The 19,116-nt window shown below is 51.4% G+C and carries 17 protein-coding genes and 2 pseudogenes; 9 read left to right on the top strand and 10 right to left on the bottom strand.

Annotated elements, in window-relative coordinates; all coding sequences use genetic code 11:
- Window positions 1-5: 5 nt before the first annotated feature.
- The 3 genes from ACLJZ5_RS16695 to ACLJZ5_RS16705 all read right to left on the bottom strand — a co-directional run bounded on the left by ACLJZ5_RS16695 (window position 6) and on the right by ACLJZ5_RS16705 (window position 3,873).
- Window positions 6-1,274 (bottom strand): GntP family permease, encoded by a 1,269-nt coding sequence (locus tag ACLJZ5_RS16695; protein WP_000200859.1) that lies wholly within the window; start codon window positions 1,272-1,274, stop codon window positions 6-8.
- Between the two features lie 67 nt (window positions 1,275-1,341).
- Window positions 1,342-2,529: a sugar diacid recognition domain-containing protein gene (locus ACLJZ5_RS16700; RefSeq protein ID WP_001533732.1), complete on the bottom strand. Its 1,188-nt coding sequence runs from the start codon at window positions 2,527-2,529 to the stop codon at window positions 1,342-1,344.
- A 276-nt stretch (window positions 2,530-2,805) separates the two neighbouring features.
- Entirely contained in the window at window positions 2,806-3,873 is a 1,068-nt protein-coding gene (locus tag ACLJZ5_RS16705) for an AI-2E family transporter (RefSeq protein ID WP_000892056.1), read from the bottom strand.
- Window positions 3,874-4,080: 207 nt separating this feature from the next.
- On the opposite strand from ACLJZ5_RS16705, the gene bepA reads away from it, so the two are divergent.
- Complete coding sequence (gene bepA / locus ACLJZ5_RS16710; RefSeq protein WP_000489631.1) at window positions 4,081-5,544, top strand: beta-barrel assembly-enhancing protease; 1,464 nt, start codon at window positions 4,081-4,083, stop codon at window positions 5,542-5,544.
- A 39-nt stretch (window positions 5,545-5,583) separates the two neighbouring features.
- Window positions 5,584-5,943, top strand: coding sequence for an arsenate reductase (glutaredoxin) (gene arsC, locus ACLJZ5_RS16715; protein WP_000132650.1), 360 nt, complete (start codon window positions 5,584-5,586; stop codon window positions 5,941-5,943).
- A 26-nt stretch (window positions 5,944-5,969) separates the two neighbouring features.
- Here arsC and ACLJZ5_RS16720 read toward each other — a convergent pair whose 3' ends face one another.
- From ACLJZ5_RS16720 to upp, 3 genes are all read right to left on the bottom strand, one after another.
- Window positions 5,970-6,671 (bottom strand): DnaA inactivator Hda, encoded by a 702-nt coding sequence (locus tag ACLJZ5_RS16720; protein WP_061835882.1) that lies wholly within the window; start codon window positions 6,669-6,671, stop codon window positions 5,970-5,972.
- A 94-nt stretch (window positions 6,672-6,765) separates the two neighbouring features.
- On the bottom strand, window positions 6,766-8,055 hold the full coding sequence (gene uraA, locus ACLJZ5_RS16725) for a uracil permease (RefSeq protein ID WP_000198344.1): 1,290 nt from the start codon (window positions 8,053-8,055) through the stop codon (window positions 6,766-6,768).
- 87 nt (window positions 8,056-8,142) lie between these two features.
- The gene (gene upp, locus ACLJZ5_RS16730) at window positions 8,143-8,769 is read right to left on the bottom strand and encodes a uracil phosphoribosyltransferase (protein WP_000706208.1); all 627 of its coding nucleotides are present in this window, start codon (window positions 8,767-8,769) and stop codon (window positions 8,143-8,145) included.
- 413 nt (window positions 8,770-9,182) lie between these two features.
- Between upp and purM the strand changes: the two genes are divergently transcribed.
- The 4 genes from purM to ppx all read left to right on the top strand — a co-directional run bounded on the left by purM (window position 9,183) and on the right by ppx (window position 14,659).
- On the top strand, window positions 9,183-10,220 hold the full coding sequence (gene purM, locus ACLJZ5_RS16735; RefSeq protein ID WP_000130477.1) for a phosphoribosylformylglycinamidine cyclo-ligase: 1,038 nt from the start codon (window positions 9,183-9,185) through the stop codon (window positions 10,218-10,220).
- On the top strand, window positions 10,220-10,858 hold the full coding sequence (gene purN, locus ACLJZ5_RS16740) for a phosphoribosylglycinamide formyltransferase (RefSeq protein ID WP_001028589.1): 639 nt from the start codon (window positions 10,220-10,222) through the stop codon (window positions 10,856-10,858). The genes purM and purN overlap by 1 nt, the downstream gene beginning before the upstream one ends.
- Before the next feature lie 188 nt (window positions 10,859-11,046).
- On the top strand, window positions 11,047-13,113 hold the full coding sequence (gene ppk1, locus ACLJZ5_RS16745; RefSeq protein WP_000529555.1) for a polyphosphate kinase 1: 2,067 nt from the start codon (window positions 11,047-11,049) through the stop codon (window positions 13,111-13,113).
- 4 nt (window positions 13,114-13,117) lie between these two features.
- A complete protein-coding gene (gene ppx / locus ACLJZ5_RS16750; RefSeq protein WP_023181768.1) occupies window positions 13,118-14,659 on the top strand; it encodes an exopolyphosphatase in 1,542 nt (513 codons plus the stop codon).
- A gap of 35 nt (window positions 14,660-14,694) precedes the next feature.
- Here ppx and ACLJZ5_RS16755 read toward each other — a convergent pair whose 3' ends face one another.
- Complete coding sequence (locus tag ACLJZ5_RS16755; RefSeq protein ID WP_023240587.1) at window positions 14,695-16,908, bottom strand: sensor domain-containing phosphodiesterase; 2,214 nt, start codon at window positions 16,906-16,908, stop codon at window positions 14,695-14,697.
- A gap of 96 nt (window positions 16,909-17,004) precedes the next feature.
- Entirely contained in the window at window positions 17,005-17,142 is a 138-nt protein-coding gene (locus ACLJZ5_RS16760; RefSeq protein ID WP_001540598.1) for a hypothetical protein, read from the bottom strand.
- Window positions 17,143-17,320: 178 nt separating this feature from the next.
- Here ACLJZ5_RS16760 and ACLJZ5_RS16765 point away from each other — a divergent pair, with 178 nt between their 5' ends.
- The gene (locus ACLJZ5_RS16765; protein ID WP_000075924.1) at window positions 17,321-17,512 is read left to right on the top strand and encodes a YfgG family protein; all 192 of its coding nucleotides are present in this window, start codon (window positions 17,321-17,323) and stop codon (window positions 17,510-17,512) included.
- A gap of 78 nt (window positions 17,513-17,590) precedes the next feature.
- Here the strand turns inward: ACLJZ5_RS16765 and ACLJZ5_RS16770 are convergent.
- A pseudogene (locus tag ACLJZ5_RS16770) lies at window positions 17,591-17,710 on the bottom strand (hypothetical protein); the annotation flags it as partial.
- Between the two features lie 139 nt (window positions 17,711-17,849).
- Here ACLJZ5_RS16770 and ACLJZ5_RS16775 point away from each other — a divergent pair.
- Window positions 17,850-18,311 (top strand): STM2901 family protein, encoded by a 462-nt coding sequence (locus tag ACLJZ5_RS16775; protein ID WP_000381628.1) that lies wholly within the window; start codon window positions 17,850-17,852, stop codon window positions 18,309-18,311.
- Complete coding sequence (locus tag ACLJZ5_RS16780; protein WP_023994424.1) at window positions 18,296-18,625, top strand: DUF1493 family protein; 330 nt, start codon at window positions 18,296-18,298, stop codon at window positions 18,623-18,625. Before ACLJZ5_RS16775 ends, ACLJZ5_RS16780 begins: the two co-directional genes overlap by 16 nt.
- Before the next feature lie 76 nt (window positions 18,626-18,701).
- Here the strand turns inward: ACLJZ5_RS16780 and ACLJZ5_RS16785 are convergent.
- Window positions 18,702-19,021, bottom strand: a pseudogene (locus ACLJZ5_RS16785) (DDE-type integrase/transposase/recombinase); the annotation flags it as partial.
- Window positions 19,022-19,116: the final 95 nt, after the last annotated feature.

The following is a 19,116-nucleotide window of genomic DNA, read 5'->3' on the forward strand; positions in this document are numbered from 1 at the left end:
AGGGATTATCCTGCAAAACCAAAGAAACCGAACATCAGAGTAGAAATAAAGGTAATGGCTAGCCCCACCAGCGTTTCATACGGCATTAGCTTTAAACGTTCATGAATTTGCATATTGACGCTGCCGCCCGTCGCGTGGAAAAAGCTGCCGTGCGGCAGATGGTCCAGCACCGTGGCACCCGCATGGATCATAGCGGCTCCCGCCAGGGCGGAAACGCCAAGTTCAAGTAACGTGGGAGAGAAAACGCCGGACGCCACCGCCGTTCCCGCCGTGGTTGAGGCCGTCGCCATTGACATCATGGCGCCAGACACGGGCGCCAGCAGCCAGGACGGCAATCCCGAAGCGGTGAGGCCATGAATCAGGACATCTTTAAGTTCGGAATTAGCGATAATGCCGGCCAGCGTACCGGTTCCCAGCAACATAATAGCGACAGGCGCCATACGCATCAGACCGGCGACCATGTACTGGTTACAGTGGCGCGCGCGTCCCATCAACAGCAGACCGACCAATCCCCCTACGGGCAGGGCAATTAACGGGTCAATGGAAATGCCGGCAAACGGACGGAGAGAAAGCAGGAAAATAGCGACCAGCGGCGCGCTAATCGCCACCAGAAAGCCGGGTCTGGCGACGGAGTCATCATGGTGAGTCACTTCATGATCGGCGACGCCCGCGCCTTTATTATTCAGCCGTTTCGCTAACAGATAGGCGATAATAAGCCCAACGATGCCCGGAACCACGCCCGCCAGCATAATAGAGGTAAGAGGAACATGAAACGCATCGGAGGCGGCAATAGCGTTCGGGTTGGGTGACATCACGTTACCCGCTTTGCCGCCGCCAACCATCGCCAGCAGAATAGCGCTTTTTGACAGCCCTGCATTACGCGCAATCGACAGCGCAATCGGCGCGACGGTAATCACCGCCACATCAATAAATACGCCGACAGCGGTCAAACATAGTGTGGCAATGGCTAATGCCAATAATGCCCGGGTTTCCCCCACTTTGCGGACAATCGTCTCAGCAATCGTATTCGCCGCCCCGGACTCAATTAATACGCCCGCCAGTACGCCTGCGGCCAGAATACGCAATACAGCATTAACGATGCCCTGCGCGCCTGACACCATCAGCGACACGGTTTGCAGAAGATCGGCGCCGCCAATCAAACCGCCGACCAGCGCGCCCGCCATCATGCCGTAGGCTGGCGACACTTTTCTTAAAATTAATACGATGGCCACAACCAATGCGGCAATGGCTCCCAGGGTGGATATCGACGTCATATACTGCGCCTCCTTTAACATGGAGCGCGCAGTATGGAAAAACCCGCCTAAAAATCCGCTGGAGCTTTCAACAAATTTCGATTCGACCTGGCAGCGGTAACTTGTCGGACGGTACAGATTCGGCCTGGAGCTCCATACCGATATAAAGCCAAAGCGTACTTTTTAACTCATTGATTTTTATGTGCGTAATATCCTCACAGCGCTGTAAGCGATAGCGCAATGTATTCACATGAATATGCAATGCTTTGGCCGTTTGCGTCAGGTCACAATTATGTTCAAACCAGGTCCGCAGCGTCTGTTGCAATACGCCTTTCGCGTCATGTTGCGCCAGTTGCAGCCACAGACGCGATAACTCCTGCACTTGCCAACTTTCAGACAGCCCGCTTAGCAGCGCGGGAAGCGCGTGGTCATGATAAAAAATGTACTGGCTGCGCAGCTTTTGTCTTTTCGCCATCGCCTGCGTGGCTCTCGCAGTGAGCAAAGATCGGTGCAATCCCGTCTCGCCGGCAAAATAGCCCCCAACCAAAATACGGCTAAAGCCCGATGATGCAGCCCATGATTTAAAAATCTGCAATTCACCCATTTCCTGGCGGGTATTCCACTTTCCCTCTTTTAACGTGATAGGCTTAATAATGATTAATTCATTAAATTCGGTAAACGTCACCAAATGGTTGCGCGCGTGATTCTCGAAATAATCCATTACATTGCGCAGCGCTTCGCGATCCGGCTGGGAAAGTTCAATAATCAGCACCACTCTGGGAACCGCCAGATCAATGCCCAGATAGGCCGCCATAGAGCGCAACGACTCTGTTGAATTTTCTCGCAAAATCAATTGGTTGATCAGCTCTTCGCGATAGCGTTTATCCCACTGTCGCTGTTCGATCAGCACCATATGCTCGATCACCAGCTCCGCCGCCATTTTAACCAGCTCGGCATACGCGCGAACCTCCTCCGGCTCGCCGGTAATGCCGACCACGCCGATAAGCTGTTCATGAAAAGAGATGGGAAGATTAATGCCGGATCGCACGCCTTTTAGCTGATTGGCGGTAGCGGAATCAATTTCTACAATACGGTTTTCCTTCAGCGCCAGAATGGCCCCTTCGTGACGCTGGCGAAGCCGCGAAGGTTCGCCAGACGCGATAATGACGCCATGTTCATCCATGACGTTTACCGAGTAAGGAATAATTTTCATGGCTCGCTGTACAATTTGCCGCGCGGTATACCCTTTCAAGTAATGTTTTCTCAACACACTCATTCCCTGTTTCGTTATCGCTTCACATTAAAAAAACAATCTCGCATCAATGATGTCACTTATTAACGAATTTCTCAGAAGAATGCTTAGGCTAAGTCACCAAATTTTGGCGGCTTTACAGCGAGAATTTTGTAGGTTCCGACAATAAAAATGCCGCAACACGGTGCGGCATTAAAAAAAAGAGCGGCTTTCTAAGCGCTTGTCCCTCATCAGGCGTGCGCAAAATGGCGGCAGGGCACTATGATGTCGTTCACGCTTTACAACTTTTGTACAGGCCGCTCAGGATGAGGCATCTGTCACCTGACCATCCGGCCAGGCATGGACAACGGCTTTAATCAGCGTCGCCAATGGAATGGCGAAAAACACCCCCCAGAATCCCCACAGACCGCCGAAAATCACCACTGACAGAATAATCACCAGCGGATGCAAATTCACCGCTTCGGAGAAAAGTACCGGTACCAGCAAATTGCCATCCAGCGCCTGAATAATCAGATAAACGGCAAAACAGCTCCAGAATTCCGTCCCCAGGCCAAACTGAAACAGCGCGACGCCCACCACCGGAATTGTCACCACAAAGGCGCCGATATAGGGGATCAGGACCGAAAAGCCCACCAGTACCGCCAGCAGCAGCGAATAATTGAGGCCAAACAGCAAAAAGCCCAGCCAGGTCGCTACGCCCACCACCACCATCTCCAGCACTTTTCCGCGGATATAGTTGGTGATCTGCTGATTCATCTCATTCCACACCTGCCCCGCCAGCCCGCGATTACGCGGCAGCACGCGGCGCACGGCATTCAGCATCTGCTCTTTATCTTTTACCAGGAAAAAGACCATCAGCGGCACCAGCACCAGATATACCGCCAGCGTCAGTAGCCCGACTAACGAAGCCAGCGAATACTTCACCACCGAATCGCCCATGTTAAGCATCCGGGTACGCATGTTTTCCGCCATCGCATCAATAATGCCCGCATCCATCAGCGCCGGATAGCGTCGCGGCAAGGTCGCGGCAAAATCGGACAGTTTATTCAGCATACCGGGCATATCACGAATCAGGTAAATACCCTGCTGCCAGGCAATCGGCATCACCACAAACGCCATTAATAACAGAATGCCGACAAAGAGGATAAGGACAATGGAGGCTGCCCAGCGCCGGGAACAGCCAATCGCCTGCAGGCGCGCCGTCGGCCACTCCAGCAGGTAGGCCAGTACGATAGCGACCAGCAGCGGCGCTAACAGGCCGCTAAAGAAAAAGAGGATGCTAAAACCAGCCACCAGAATGACCAGCAAGGCAATCGCCTCCGGGTCGCTGAAGCGACGGCGATACCATTGCATTAACATTTCGAGCATAAAACCCTTCCCAGAACTCAACTGCGGGATTGTGATGCCGAATTGTATCGAAATGTCACAAAAAAGACTTCGCTTTTTATCGTTGATTCAGGAAACTAAAATAGTGAGTCTGTGCTCATCACAGTTGCACTTATGAAGTGTCGGAGCGTGGAACGATATTTCACGACGTTGGTCAAAGGGCTATCTCAAAACAACAGGATAGAGGTTATGTTCAGGCAGTTGAAAAAAAACCTGGTGGCAACCCTCATTGCAGCATTGGCTCTCGGTCAGGTCGCGCCCGCATTTGCCGACCCTGCCGACACGCTGCCCGATATGGGAACCTCGGCAGGAAGCACGCTTTCTATCGGACAAGAGATGCAAATGGGCGACTTTTATGTGCGCCAGCTACGCGGCAGCGCGCCGTTAATCAACGATCCGCTGCTGGTGCAATACATTAACGCGCTGGGGATGCGTCTGGTCTCGCACGCCGACTCCGTCAAAACGCCCTTCCATTTTTTCTTGATCAATAATGACGAAATCAACGCGTTCGCGTTCTTTGGCGGCAATGTGGTGCTGCACTCGGCGCTTTTTCGCTACGCGGATAACGAAAGCCAGCTAGCTTCAGTCATGGCGCATGAAATCTCCCACGTGACGCAGCGCCACCTGGCGCGCGCGATGGAAGATCAAAAGCGCAGCGCGCCGCTTACCTGGGTGGGCGCGCTGGGTTCCATTTTGCTGGCCATGGCCAGCCCACAGGCCGGTATGGCGGCGCTAACCGGTACTCTGGCGGGAACGCGCCAGGGAATGATAAGTTTCACCCAGCAAAATGAGCAAGAAGCCGACCGTATTGGTATTCAGGTACTGCAACGCGCCGGATTTGACCCACAGGCGATGCCCTCTTTCCTCGAAAAACTGCTCGACCAGGCGCGTTACTCCACGCGTCCGCCTGAAATTTTGCTCACTCACCCCTTACCGGAAAGCCGCCTTGCGGATGCCCGCAACCGTGCCAACCAGATGCGCCCGGTCGTGGTGCAATCTTCCGCCGACTTCTATCTCGCCAAAGCGCGCGCCCTGGGAATGTACAATTCCGGACGTAACCAGCTTACCAGCGACCTGCTGGATCAGTGGTCTAAAGGCAACGTGCGTCAGCAACATGCGGCGCAATATGGCCGGGCGTTGCAGGCGATGGAAGCGAGCAAGTACGATGAAGCGCGCAAAACGTTGCAGCCGCTGTTAAGCGCGGAACCGAACAATGCCTGGTATCTTGACCTCGCCACCGATATTGACCTGGGGCAGAAAAGAGCCAACGACGCGATTAATCGCCTGAAAAATGCCCGCGATCTGCGCGTTAATCCTGTGCTGCAGTTAAACCTCGCCAATGCGTACCTCCAGGGAGGCCAGCCGAAAGCGGCGGAAACCATTCTGAATCGCTATACCTTTAGCCATAAAGATGACGGTAACGGCTGGGATCTGCTTGCTCAGGCCGAAGCCGCGCTGAACAACCGCGATCAGGAGCTGGCGGCGCGCGCTGAAAGTTATGCGCTGGCGGGACGACTGGATCAGGCAATTTCACTGCTCAGTAGCGCCAGCGCCCAGGCAAAACTGGGTAGCCAGCAACAGGCGCGTTACGATGCGCGTATCGACCAGTTGCGCCAGTTACAGGAACGCTTCAAGCCATACACGAAAATGTAATCGCCGTTTATTAGCCGGATGGCGTCACAAGGAGAACTCATGACCGACACGATTAAAATCTACCATAACCCGCGCTGCTCGAAGAGCCGCGACACGCTGAACCTGCTGAAATCTAACGGCGTGGAACCGGAAGTGGTGCTTTATCTGGATACGCCCGCCGATGCCGCCACCGTGCGGGAACTGCTGCGTATGTTGGGCATGTCCAGCGCGCGCGAACTGATGCGCCAGAAAGAAGATCTCTATAAAACGCTTCACCTGGCGGATAGCCAGCTAAGTGAAGAGGCGTTAATCCAGGCGCTGGTTGAACACCCTAAACTGATGGAGCGCCCCATTGTGGTGGCAAATGGTCAGGCGCGCATTGGCCGACCGCCTGAGCAGGTGCTGGACATCCTCGGTTAACCGTTGAACGCCGCCGTCGCGGCGTATTACAGTTTCAGGATCTCTTTGACAAACGGGATCGTCAGTTTTCGCTGGGCAGTGATCGACGCATGATCGAGCTGATCCAGCGTCATAAACAGCGTGCGCATTTCGCGATCAAGACGTTTGAGTAAAAACCGCCCGACATCTTCCGGCAGTTCAAACCCCCGTAACCGGGCGCGCAACTGTAGCGCCTGAAGTTTGTCTTCATCGGAAAGAGGCTGGAGTTTATAGATTTGCCCCCAGTCCAGACGGGAAGCGAGATCGGGCAAGCCCAGATTTAACTGTCTTGGCGGACGATCGCCGGTGATCAATAACCGCGTCTTACCGGACTCCAGAATGCGGTTATAGAGATCAAAGATCGCCATCTCCCACAGTTCATCGCCAGCGACACACTCAATGTTATCAATACACACCAGCGAGAGGTGTTCCATACCGTCGAGCACTTCCGGCACGAACCAGGTACGTTTATCGAGCGGGACGTAGCCTACCGCATCTCCACGCTGCGACAATTCAGCGCAGGCGGCGTGCAGCAAATGGCTGCGGCCCGCGCCTTCACGCGCCCAAAGGTAGATATATCCACTATGTTCCTGGCGCAACACGTTTTGTAACGCGGCCAGTAGAGAGGCGTTATCCCCCGGCCAGAAACTTGCGAAAGTTTCGTCGTCAGGAAGATAAAGTGGCAAAGAGAGCTGTGCCGGTGTGTTCAGAGATACCTCAACCCAGGATGACATAAAATCGCGCTGAGTTTACCACATAATTCCCGTGAGATAGAACCGGGCAGCATCGCTGCCCGGCAACCCGTTACTGATGCGGAGACTCCGCATCATTTGCCTCCAGTACCACTTCTTCCGGACGCAACAGGCTAATCAGTTTAAAAATCAGGCTCAGGCAAATCCCGACGATGGTCGCCAGCGCCATCCCTTTCAATTCTGCCGCGCCGATATGCACTTTCGCGCCGCTCACGCCGATGATCAAAATCACCGAGGTGAGGATCAGGTTTTGCGCTTTGTTGTAATCGACTTTCGATTCGATCAAGACGCGAATCCCCGACGCGCCGATAACGCCGTACAACAGCAGTGAGACGCCGCCCATCACGGGTAACGGGATAATCTGAATCGCCGCCGCCAGTTTGCCGACGCAGGAAAGCAGAATGGCGAAAATCGCCGCGCCGCCGATAACCCAGGTACTGTAAACGCGGGTGATCGCCATGACGCCAATATTTTCCCCATAGGTGGTATTCGGCGTGGAGCCGAAGAAACCGGAGACGATCGTCGACAGTCCGTTAGCGAACATCGAGCGGTGCAAACCGGGATCGCGCACTAAATCCTTTTTGACGATATTCGCCGTCACCACCAGATGACCGACATGCTCGGCGATCACGACCAACGCCGCGGGCAGAATCGTCAGGATCGCGAACCATTCAAAACGCGGCGTATAGAAGGTCGGCAGCGCAAACCAGTGTGCCTGGGCAATCGGCGTGGTATCGACCACTCCCAGCGCGAATGACAGCGCATAGCCTGCCAGCACGCCGATCAAAATCGGAATGATCGCCAGGAAACCGCGAAACAGTACGGAGCCGAACACCGTCACCGCCAGCGTGACCATGGAGATGATAATTGTTTTCGTGTCCGGCGACTGCCCTTGCGCAGGCAGCAATCCGGCCATCCCCGCCGCGACGCCAGCCAGCTCCAGACCGATGACGGCAACGATTGCGCCCATTGCCGCAGGCGGGAACATCACATCCAGCCAGCCGGTGCCCGCTTTTTTAACGATGAAAGAGACCAGACAGAACAGCACGCCGCACATAATAAAACCGCCCAGCGCCACTTCATAACCCAACGGCAACAACAGTAGTACCGGGGAAATAAAGGCAAAGCTCGATCCGAGGTAGGCCGGAATTTTACCTTTGCAGATAAAGAGATACAGCAGTGTTCCGATACCGTTAAACAACAGCACCGTCGCGGGGTTGATATGAAACAGAACTGGCACCAGCACGGTCGCGCCAAACATGGCGAAAAGGTGCTGTAAACTAAGCGGGATTGTCTGTAAAAGCGGCGGTCTTTCACTCACCCCGATAGCACGGCGCGTCATAGTGTTTTCCTCTAAGTGTGTTTGTTATGAGTTGTTTTATTCAAAAAAAAGCCGACTCTTAAAGTCGGCTTTTAATTATTTATTCACTTACTTGGTACCAAAAATCTTATCGCCGGCATCGCCAAGCCCCGGAATAATGTATCCGTGTTCGTTAAGCCCCTGATCGATAGAGGCGGTGTACAGTTCAACGTCCGGGTGCGCTTTTTCCAGCGCCGCAATGCCTTCCGGCGCGGCGACCAGCACCAGCACCTTAATGCTGCTACAGCCTGCTTTTTTCAGCAGGTCAATGGTCGCGATGACAGAACCGCCGGTCGCCAGCATCGGGTCGACGATCAGCGCCATGCGCTCATCAATGTTCGATACCAGTTTCTGGAAATAAGGTACTGGCTCAAGCGTCTCTTCGTTACGGTACATCCCGACTACGCTGATACGCGCGCTCGGTACATTTTCCAGAACGCCTTCCATCATGCCCAGACCCGCCCGCAGAATCGGCACAACGGTAATTTTTTTACCTTTGATCTGGTCGATTTCCACCGGGCCATTCCAGCCTTCGATGGTGACTTTTTCCGTTTCCAGGTCGGCTGTCGCTTCATACGTCAGCAGGCTGCCTACTTCTGAGGCGAGTTCACGAAAGCGTTTAGTGCTAATGTCGTTTTCACGCATCAGACCCAGCTTGTGTTTGACGAGTGGGTGTTTGACTTCCACGATCTTCATACTCTTCTCCTATCCTCAGATGACTGGCAACCACAAAAAAAATCGCCGGATTATACCGCTTTTCCTCTCTGACGCAACACAATGTATGCTTGACCTGGATCAACCAAAAGCGCAGATAGCGGAAAAGTGAGTATAAATCACTCACGTTGAAACAGGCGATAAAGGCTAACAACCGTTTGAATCTTAGCAATTTTAAGGGTGAATAGCCTGTCCCGACCGCCTGTCGTAAACCAAGTGCTGGATATCCTTTTCTTTTTTACCAACAGAGAAATTTTCAAGCAGCGACCGAAACCATGCCAAAAAAATCGTCCGGATATCCAGGGCGCAGACCACGCTCGCAAACGTTTGCTTTCCCTGTTAGAATTGCGCCGAATTTAACTTTTACCGCAAGAAAAAACGTGGGGAACCAGGCAGTGACCGATAAGACCTCTCTTAGCTATAAAGATGCCGGCGTCGATATTGATGCGGGTAACGCTCTGGTTGATCGAATCAAAGGCGTAGTGAAGAAAACTCGCCGCCCGGAGGTTATGGGCGGTCTGGGCGGTTTCGGTGCGCTGTGCGCGTTGCCGCAAAAATATCGTGAACCGGTACTGGTTTCCGGCACTGACGGCGTAGGCACCAAACTTCGCCTGGCGATGGACTTAAAGCGTCACGACGCTATCGGTATTGATCTGGTGGCGATGTGCGTAAACGATCTGGTCGTTCAGGGCGCGGAACCGCTGTTTTTCCTCGATTACTATGCCACGGGTAAACTGGATGTCGATACCGCTGCCAGCGTGATCAACGGTATTGCCGAAGGCTGCCTGCAATCCGGCTGCGCGCTGGTCGGCGGCGAGACGGCGGAAATGCCGGGCATGTATCACGGCGAAGATTACGATGTGGCGGGTTTCTGCGTCGGCGTAGTCGAAAAATCAGAAATCATCGACGGCTCCCGGGTTGCCGAAGGCGACGTGCTGATTGCGCTCGGCTCCAGCGGCCCGCACTCGAATGGATATTCGCTGGTGCGGAAAATTATTGACGTTAGCGGCTGCGACCCACAAACCACTCTGTTGGAAGGGAAGCCGCTGGCCGATCATCTGCTTGAACCGACCCGTATCTACGTAAAATCGGTTCTGGAACTGATTGAAAACGTCGATGTGCACGCTATCGCCCACCTCACCGGCGGCGGCTTTTGGGAAAATATTCCGCGCGTTCTGCCGGAGAATACCCAGGCGGTAATTAATGAGTCGTCCTGGCAGTGGCCCGCCATCTTTACCTGGCTGCAAACCGCCGGTAATGTCAGCCGACATGAAATGTACCGTACCTTTAACTGCGGCGTCGGCATGGTGATTGCGCTCTCCGCTCCGGAAGCGGACAAAGCGCTTGCTCTGCTAAACGAGAAAGGTGAAAACGCATGGAAAATCGGTATCATCAAAGCCTCTGATTCCGAACAGCGTGTGGTTATTGAATAATGAATATTGTGGTGCTGATTTCCGGCAATGGAAGCAATTTACAGGCGATTATCGATGCCTGCGAAGCGAAAAAAATTAAAGGCACCCTCAGGGCAGTATTCAGCAATAAGGCCGACGCGTTCGGCCTTGAACGCGCCAGAGAAGCCGGCATTCCGGCGCAAGCGCTGACTGCCGATCGGTTTGACAGCCGCGACGCCTTCGATCGCGAGTTGATTCGCAAGATAGACGCGTATGCGCCCGATGTGGTCGTGCTGGCCGGTTTTATGCGTATTCTGAGTCCGATGTTTGTCGCGCATTACTACGGGCGTCTGCTGAACATTCACCCTTCCCTGCTGCCAAAATATCCGGGGTTGCATACCCATCGCCAGGCGCTGGAAAACGGCGATGAGGAGCACGGTACCTCGGTGCATTTCGTGACAGACGAACTCGACGGCGGCCCGGTCATTCTCCAGGCGAAGGTGCCGGTTTTTGCCGACGATAGCGAAGATGATATCACCGCACGCGTACAGACTCAGGAACATGCGATTTATCCGCTGGTGATTAGCTGGTTTGCGCAGGGGCGTCTAAAGATGCGCGATAACGCCGCCTGGCTGGACGGGCGTCGTCTGCCGCCGCAAGGTTATGCGTCTGACGAATAATACGTCATCGAACAGGACTGCGTCTGCTTGCCGGATGGCGGCATAAATGCCTATCCGGCCTACTCTTTTCCCTTCCTTTATGCTATCAGTTTATTGTCATATTTTTCTGGCGCAGTTGGACATTAACGCGTAATGCTCGCCATAATCATCAGGCAGTGTCCCGTGAATAAAACGGAGTATAGGTAGTAATGGGTCAGGAAAAGCTATATATCGAGAAAGAACTAAGCTGGTTAGCATTTAACGAACGCGTGTTACAGGAAGCGGCGGACAAATCCAACCCGTTGATTGAGCGGATGCGGTTCCTGGGAATCTATTCTAATAACCTCGACGAGTTCTACAAAGTGCGTTTCGCTGAACTGAAACGACGCATTATTATCAGCGAAGAACAGGGTTCAAATTCTCATTCACGCCATTTGTTAGGCAAAATTCAGTCCCGCGTGTTGAAAGCAGACCAGGAGTTCGACGGCCTGTACAACGAATTACTGCTGGAAATGGCGCGTAATCAAATCTTTCTGATCAACGAGCGTCAGCTCTCGGTGAACCAACAAAGCTGGTTGCGCCACTATTTTAAGCACTATTTGCGCCAGCATATTACCCCGATTCTCATTAACCGGGAGACGGATCTTGTTCAGTTTTTAAAGGATGATTACACCTATCTGGCGGTGGAGATTATCCGCGGCGACACCATCAACTATGCGCTGCTGGAGATACCGTCCGACAAAGTCCCACGCTTCGTTAATCTGCCGCCGGAGACACCGCGCAGACGCAAACCGATGATCCTTCTGGATAATATTCTGCGCTACTGCCTGGATGACATTTTTAAAGGGTTCTTCGACTATGACGCGCTTAATGCCTATTCGATGAAAATGACCCGCGATGCCGAATATGACCTGGTGCATGAGATGGAATCCAGTCTGATGGAGCTGATGTCTTCCAGCCTGAAGCAGCGCCTGACCGCTGAACCTGTGCGCTTTGTCTACCAACGCGATATGCCCGCCGCGCTGGTCGACGTACTGCGGGAAAAACTGACGATCTCCCGGTATGACTCAATCGTACCCGGCGGGCGCTACCACAATTTTAAAGACTTTATTAATTTTCCGAATGTCGGTAAAGCCAACCTGGTCAATAAACCGTTACCGCGGTTACGCCATCTTTGGTTTGATAAAGAGAAATTTCGTAACGGTTTCGACGCGATTCGTGAACGTGATGTGCTGCTCTATTATCCTTATCACACCTTTGAACATGTGCTGGAACTGCTGCGTCAGGCGTCGTTTGACCCAAGCGTGCTGGCGATCAAAATCAATATTTATCGCGTAGCGAAAGACTCGCGCATTATTGACTCGATGATCCATGCCGCCCATAACGGCAAAAAAGTCACCGTGGTGGTGGAGTTGCAGGCACGCTTCGATGAAGAGGCAAATATTCACTGGGCCAAGCGGTTAACCGAAGCGGGCGTCCACGTTATTTTCTCTGCGCCTGGGCTGAAAATTCACGCCAAACTCTTTCTCATCTCACGAAAAGAGGGCGATGACGTGGTGCGTTATGCGCATATCGGCACCGGTAACTTCAACGAAAAAACGGCGCGGCTGTATACCGATTATTCGCTGCTGACCGCCGATGCGCGCATTACCAATGAAGTGCGCCGGGTCTTTAATTTTATTGAAAACCCCTATCGCCCGGTCACTTTCGATTATTTGATGGTTTCTCCACAAAACTCACGGCGTCTGCTGTATGAGATGATCGATCGTGAAATCGCCAATGCCCAGCAAGGCTTACCGTCAGGGATTACCTTAAAGCTTAACAACCTGGTCGATAAAGGGCTGGTCGACAGGCTATACGCCGCGTCGGGTTCGGGCGTCCAGGTCAATCTGCTGGTGCGCGGTATGTGTTCTCTTATTCCGCAACTGGAAGGCATTAGCGATAATATTCGCGCGATTAGCATCGTGGATCGCTATCTGGAACACGATCGGGTTTATATTTTCGAAAACGGCGGTGATAAGCAAGTTTGGCTCTCTTCAGCTGACTGGATGACGCGTAATATTGACTACCGTATCGAAGTCGCTACGCCTATCCTCGACCCACGGCTTAAACAACGCGTCCTGGATATCATTGACATTCTGTTTAGCGACACGGTAAAAGCGCGTTTTATCGATAAAGAACTCAGCAACCGCTACGTACCGCGCGGCAATCGCCGTAAAGTTCAGGCGCAGCTGGCAATTTATGACTACATCAAATCACTCGAGCAACCAGACTAACGCTATGCCAATTTACGATAAATCCCCTCGCCCGCAGGAGTTCGCTGCGGTCGATCTCGGCTCAAACAGCTTTCATATGGTCATTGCCCGCGTGGTTGACGGCGCAATGCAGATTATCGGGCGCTTAAAACAGCGCGTCCATCTGGCGGACGGGCTGGGCGCAGATAACAAACTCAGCGAAGAAGCCATGGAACGGGGGCTTAGCTGTCTGTCGCTGTTTGCTGAACGCTTACAAGGTTTCTCCCCTTCCAGCGTCTGTATCGTAGGCACCCATACGTTACGTCAGGCGCAAAATGCCGCTGATTTTCTCAAACGCGCGGAAAAGGTTATTCCCTACCCGATAGAGATTATTTCCGGTAACGAAGAAGCGCGCCTGATTTTTATGGGCGTAGAACATACGCAGCCGGAAAAAGGCCGCAAGCTGGTGATCGATATCGGCGGCGGGTCAACAGAGCTGGTCATTGGCGAAAACTTCGAACCCAGGCTGGTTGAAAGCCGTCGTATGGGCTGCGTGAGCTTCGCGCAGCTCTACTTTCCCGGCGGCATTATCAATAAAGAAAACTTCCAGCGCGCCCGAATGGCGGCGGCGCAAAAACTGGAAACCTTAACCTGGCAGTATCGTATTCAGGGTTGGAACGTGGCGATGGGCGCTTCCGGTACGATTAAGGCCGCTCATGAAGTTCTCCTGGCGCTGGGTGAGAAAGATGGCTTCATTACGCCGGAGCGCCTTGATAAACTGAAGTCAGAAGTGTTGAAGCACCGCTCCTTTAATGCGCTCAGCCTGCCGGGTCTGTCTGAAGAACGCAAAGCGGTCTTTGTGCCGGGCCTGGCAATTCTGTGCGGCGTTTTTGATGCTCTGGCTATCCGCGAGCTTCGCCTTTCCGACGGCGCGTTGCGCGAAGGCGTGCTGTATGAAATGGAAGGCCGCTTCCGCCATCAGGATGTTCGCAGCCGTACCGCAAAAAGTCTGGCCAATCAATACAACATTGACAGAGAACAGGCCAGGCGCGTGCTGGAAACCACCATGCAGATGTACGAACAGTGGCAGGCCCAGCAGCCAAAACTGGCGCATCCGCAGCTTGAAGCGTTGCTCCGCTGGGCGGCAATGCTGCATGAGGTTGGACTGAATATTAATCACAGCGGTTTACATCGCCATTCGGCTTATATTCTGCAACACAGCGATTTGCCCGGCTTTAATCAGGAGCAGCAAATGATGATGGCGACGCTGGTACGTTACCATCGTAAAGCCATAAAACTGGATGATATGCCCCGCTTTACGCTGTTTAAGAAAAAACAGTATCTGCCGTTAATTCAGCTACTTCGGCTGGGCGTATTACTGAACAACCAGCGGCAGGCGACCACCACGCCGCCGACGCTGCGGCTAACGACCGATGACAGCCACTGGACGTTATGTTTTCCGCATGACTGGTTCAGCCAGAATGCGCTGGTACTGCTTGATCTGGAAAAAGAACAGCAGTACTGGGAAGCGGTAACTGGCTGGCGTCTCAATATTGAGGAAGAAAGCTCGCCGGAGATCGCCGCGTAAATTGTGGTTCAGACGCCGCGCCGCGGCGTCTGCCTTTACTGAATCTCAGATAATAGCTGCGGCTCGCCAATTAAATATCCCTGAAGATAGTCGATTCCCAACGAGAGCACGACGCTTCGTATTTCTTCGCTCTCGACATACTCCGCGACGACCTGCATATTTTTCATTCGTGCTAAATGACAAATAGAAGCCACAATCTGATAATCAAGACTGTTTGACACTATATTGCGAATAAAACTGCCGTCAATTTTAAGAATATCGGCGTCAACGTTTTTCAGCCGCGCATAGCTGGCGTAGCCAGTACCGAAATCATCAATCGCTATCTGACAGCCAAACTGCTGTAGCTGTCCCAGCGTCAACTGTGCCTGCTCAGCATTGGTGAGAGAGTTGCTTTCCGTTACCTCAAAAACCAGTTGCCAGGGTTCAACCTGATATTGCGTAAGCAGCTGCTTAACTTCTGCAGGAAAACGGGCGCGGCATACCGATGTTGGCGACAGATTAATGGCAAAACGATGCGCGGGCATATATTCCCGGCTGGCCGCCATAAACCGCAGCGTGTTTTCAATCACCCAGAGATCGATAGCGGAAGACAAACCAAACTCATGCGCCACGGGTAAAAAATTGTCCGGGTTGATAACGTCGCCGTTGTCATCCCTGAGTCGCAGTAAAATTTCATGGTAAACGTCCCCACGAACACCAAAAATAGGCTGCGCCATCAGGAAAAAATGATCGTGCTCCAACGCCTGTTGCAGGCGATTCATCATCGCAATTCTGCCCTTCAAATCGCGCTGCAGGTGCATTGCGCCGCGCCGCTGTAAATCCTCCGGCGCGTTAGTCGTCAACGAAAGATCGGAACTGGTGCTTAATTCGCCCAGCAGAAGATAAAGGTGGCTAACCGGAGAACGCACGCAGCAGTAGCTCACGCCGACAGGCGGCTGTAGCGGCAGTCCATCCCAGATAAACCGAAACTGCTTAATATGTTTATCCAGCGCTTCAATACGCTGCTGATGCGCCTCTGTATTAAGACGCAGCACCAGGTCGTGCCCTGACATCTGGTAGACGCACTCATTTGAGGCCAGCATCGGCGTAATCCAGTGAGAGAGCTTTTGCTTATACTGGATGCGTAGCATGACGCCATAATTTTTACCCAATAGCTCCAGGCCCGGCACGTGTAAAAAACAGATCGTAGACCAGGGCGCATTTTGGAGCGCGCGGTTTAACGCACGTAAATTGGGAAGATGTACAACCGGGTCAAGATAGGCCAGCCGCCGTGCGCGACCACTCACTACGCGCTGACGCGTGGCCAGTACAGACATATAATTAACAATAAAAGAAAAAACCAGATAGCTCGAAGAGGTAATCGCTAATTGCGTATCATAACCTGAATACCAGGGCATATAACGCTGATAATAATGAATCGACGTAATTAGCACGACGGCCCAGATAATTGAAATAAACTTATAGCCATAGCGCATCGCCCCCCACAGCATGACCGGCAATAATAACGAAAGCGTATAGTTGGTACTAAATATTGAACTATTATCAGTCAATGGCATACACAGTATAAACATTAGTGTAGTCAATACGGCCAGCCAAATAACGATCTCTTTTTTAGTGGCCTTGCTATCAATCTGTAGCTTTAATTGCTGATAATACCCCCGTAGGTGCAGCGGATTGCGGAGAGTACGAATAATAAAATAGCACAATGGCACGCCGACAAGGTTACCGACCAGTAACGCCTGGTAATTAATCAGCGTGTTGATATTAAAGGGCATTACCCCCATCAGGCTGGCTTTGCTTTCGTACATGCCAACAAAAGCGGCAAACTGGTAGATGACCAGAAATAATGTTGCTGAACAAAATACCTGCCAGAACATTCGTTGAAACAACAGGTGGGCGTCGCCGTGGGAAACATTATTTCGCCGGGGGGAAAAGACACGATAGCCGCCCCAACTTAGCACGATAGTAATGATAAAGTGCATCGTCACAGAAAGGGTTTCATACAGCCCTGTCTGCGGGTATCTGCGCCAGAAGATAGCAAGCACAATGCCCGGCAGTGCTGCCCAGCCGAAAAAGAGCATCAGGCTAAGCATAAAAGCTAACGGCAGGTAAAAAAGAACCACATTTCCAGTGCTGGTAAGCGCATAAGTATTTGCGCTACTTAAAACAGGTAGTAAAATCGAAGGGAGAATGAGCGGTAGTCCCCACCATTTATCTCTGATATTTATATAAGTTTTATTTAGTTTCATAGATGCTCAGCAGAACCCCCCAATCCCAAAGGGGCGTTAACAGACAGGCATCCCACCTGACTTTAAATTGATGATGCGATATACATCACACGATAGTCATCGATTGTAATTATTAAACAAAAGTAACATTTGATTTAAGTCAATTATTACCTTTCTCCTGCAGCCTTTATTCGCCTTTTTATTCTTTGTTATCATTAATTTATTATTAATGTAAATACTAAAATTATCTTCCATAACAATATAAGATAAATCAACTGACGCAATTTTACATTAAGAGGAATTGACCATCGGTTCGCAGTATGCCTTAATGTAGAGTGAACGCAGGCTTGTTACGTTCTTCGCCTTGATAATACCCTTGAAGAACCCAGCCTGATCCCGCCCATATCGCTGGGCCAACGTTAAGGAACCCTTTGTGAGTCAGGCCAACAGTATGCGAAAACGACATCGATTTAACACTCGCATGACCCGTATCGTACTGCTTATCAGTTTTCTCTTCTTCTTTGGACGTTTCGTCTACTCTTCTATCGGCGCCTGGCAGCACCATCAGGATAAAAAAGAAGCGCAACAATCATCGCTTTCTGTCACCACGCCGGGACAACGTTAAGCTGTTATCCGTTAAAAAGCCCGCGCAAGAAAAAGAAGCTTTAGCGTTAACGCAAAAAGACAATCCCACTCAATGGGTTCAGGCCATGATCAGACGCTTAAAGAGCAACCGCGGGATATCCAGCCTGGGCGATAAGATCACATGCGCGGTTACTAAGATTCCCTCGACCGAATACAAAACCCGATAGCCTTCAGCGTGCCCCTATCATGTACTGCAAAACAACCCCGATGATCTTTTTTTTCAAAGAGGTGAATCGCTTACTACCCCGTAATTATTAGTTAGAACAAAGAGATTAGGTGTTGTATAATTTTTGGTCATGGTTAGAAGGGGTGAGTAAATGGACACTACTGAAACATTGAATGGTACGTACTTCTACGGCGGGTTATCCAACCTGACACCACAACAACTATGGTGGGCTATCACCATCGCCGTTGTGAGCGATCATCTGGGGATCTCAGCGGTCGATGCTGCACTGGTTATCTCAGGGCAACCAGTTCTACCTACGAGGGGTAAACCTCGTGGGACAACTCCAGGAACATCAATTGCTTCTAAGTACATCAGTAATTGGTTGAACTATAAACTGCCACCTGGGATCAGATTACCAACGTTGACAGGCAAAACCATCAACTCATTACAGCTAAGCTCAACGAATAATTTAGGTCGTTTCGTTGGTCGTAATGTACCCTGGCTCGGTTGGGTTATGACATTCACTACGATTTATGATATCCAGCGTGATATTAAAGATACATTTAATCGTGTGGCGGTTCCTAAAGATCGCATTCAGTGGACGTACTTCTAATGAGAGATATTAAGAAAGAAATTATCGATTTTATCGATCAGGAATATAACACTAAAAAGTACTTTCTCTGTGGGCCAAAGCGAACCATCACGCTTGATACCAGTATTAGGGATGATCTTAAACTCGTTTTTGAAGATAGTGAAGAACTTCTACAAGAGTACTTCAAGCGTTGGAATGTAGATCCAGAAGGATTTGACATACTCAACTATCTGAATCCAGAGTACTTTGGAAGTAAAGAGCCTGATCCGCGTAAGCCACTAACGGTTGGTATGCTCGTTGAAAGTGCTAAAGCTGGACGTTGGTTATATAGTTGAAGAATAAAGTTATTATATTTTAAATACCCCTTATTTGGGCTGAATCGCCACGGATAACCTGGGCACTTCTGAGTCGTTGGTAGATCTTTTTCTTTATCCGTTCACGCTTCAGTAGCTGGAAAAAGCTTTCTGCAACCGCATTGTCATGACAGTTGCCACGACGGCTCATACTGCCCTCCAGTCCGTGCGATTTCAGCCATTCATAGCGGGTGTACTGACTATCCTGATCAGAATGAACCAGCACCTGTTTTTGGGATGACGTCGCCACACGGCCATCAGAAGCGCATTCAGGACAATATCTTTTGTCATTCGTGGTTGCATTGACCAGCCGATAACTTTGCGCGAGAACAAATCAACGACCACGGCAAGATACAGCCAACCTTCGTGGGTTCGTAATTACGTCAAATTTGCCGTCAGGAGCTGTGCGCTACACAGAAAACTCATCTATGCACATAAACAAAAACCCTCTGCAAAAACAGAGGGTTAAATTC

Origin of the sequence: Salmonella sp. 5800 (genome assembly GCF_046558195.1) — a bacterium.
Lineage (GTDB): Bacteria > Pseudomonadota > Gammaproteobacteria > Enterobacterales > Enterobacteriaceae > Salmonella > Salmonella enterica.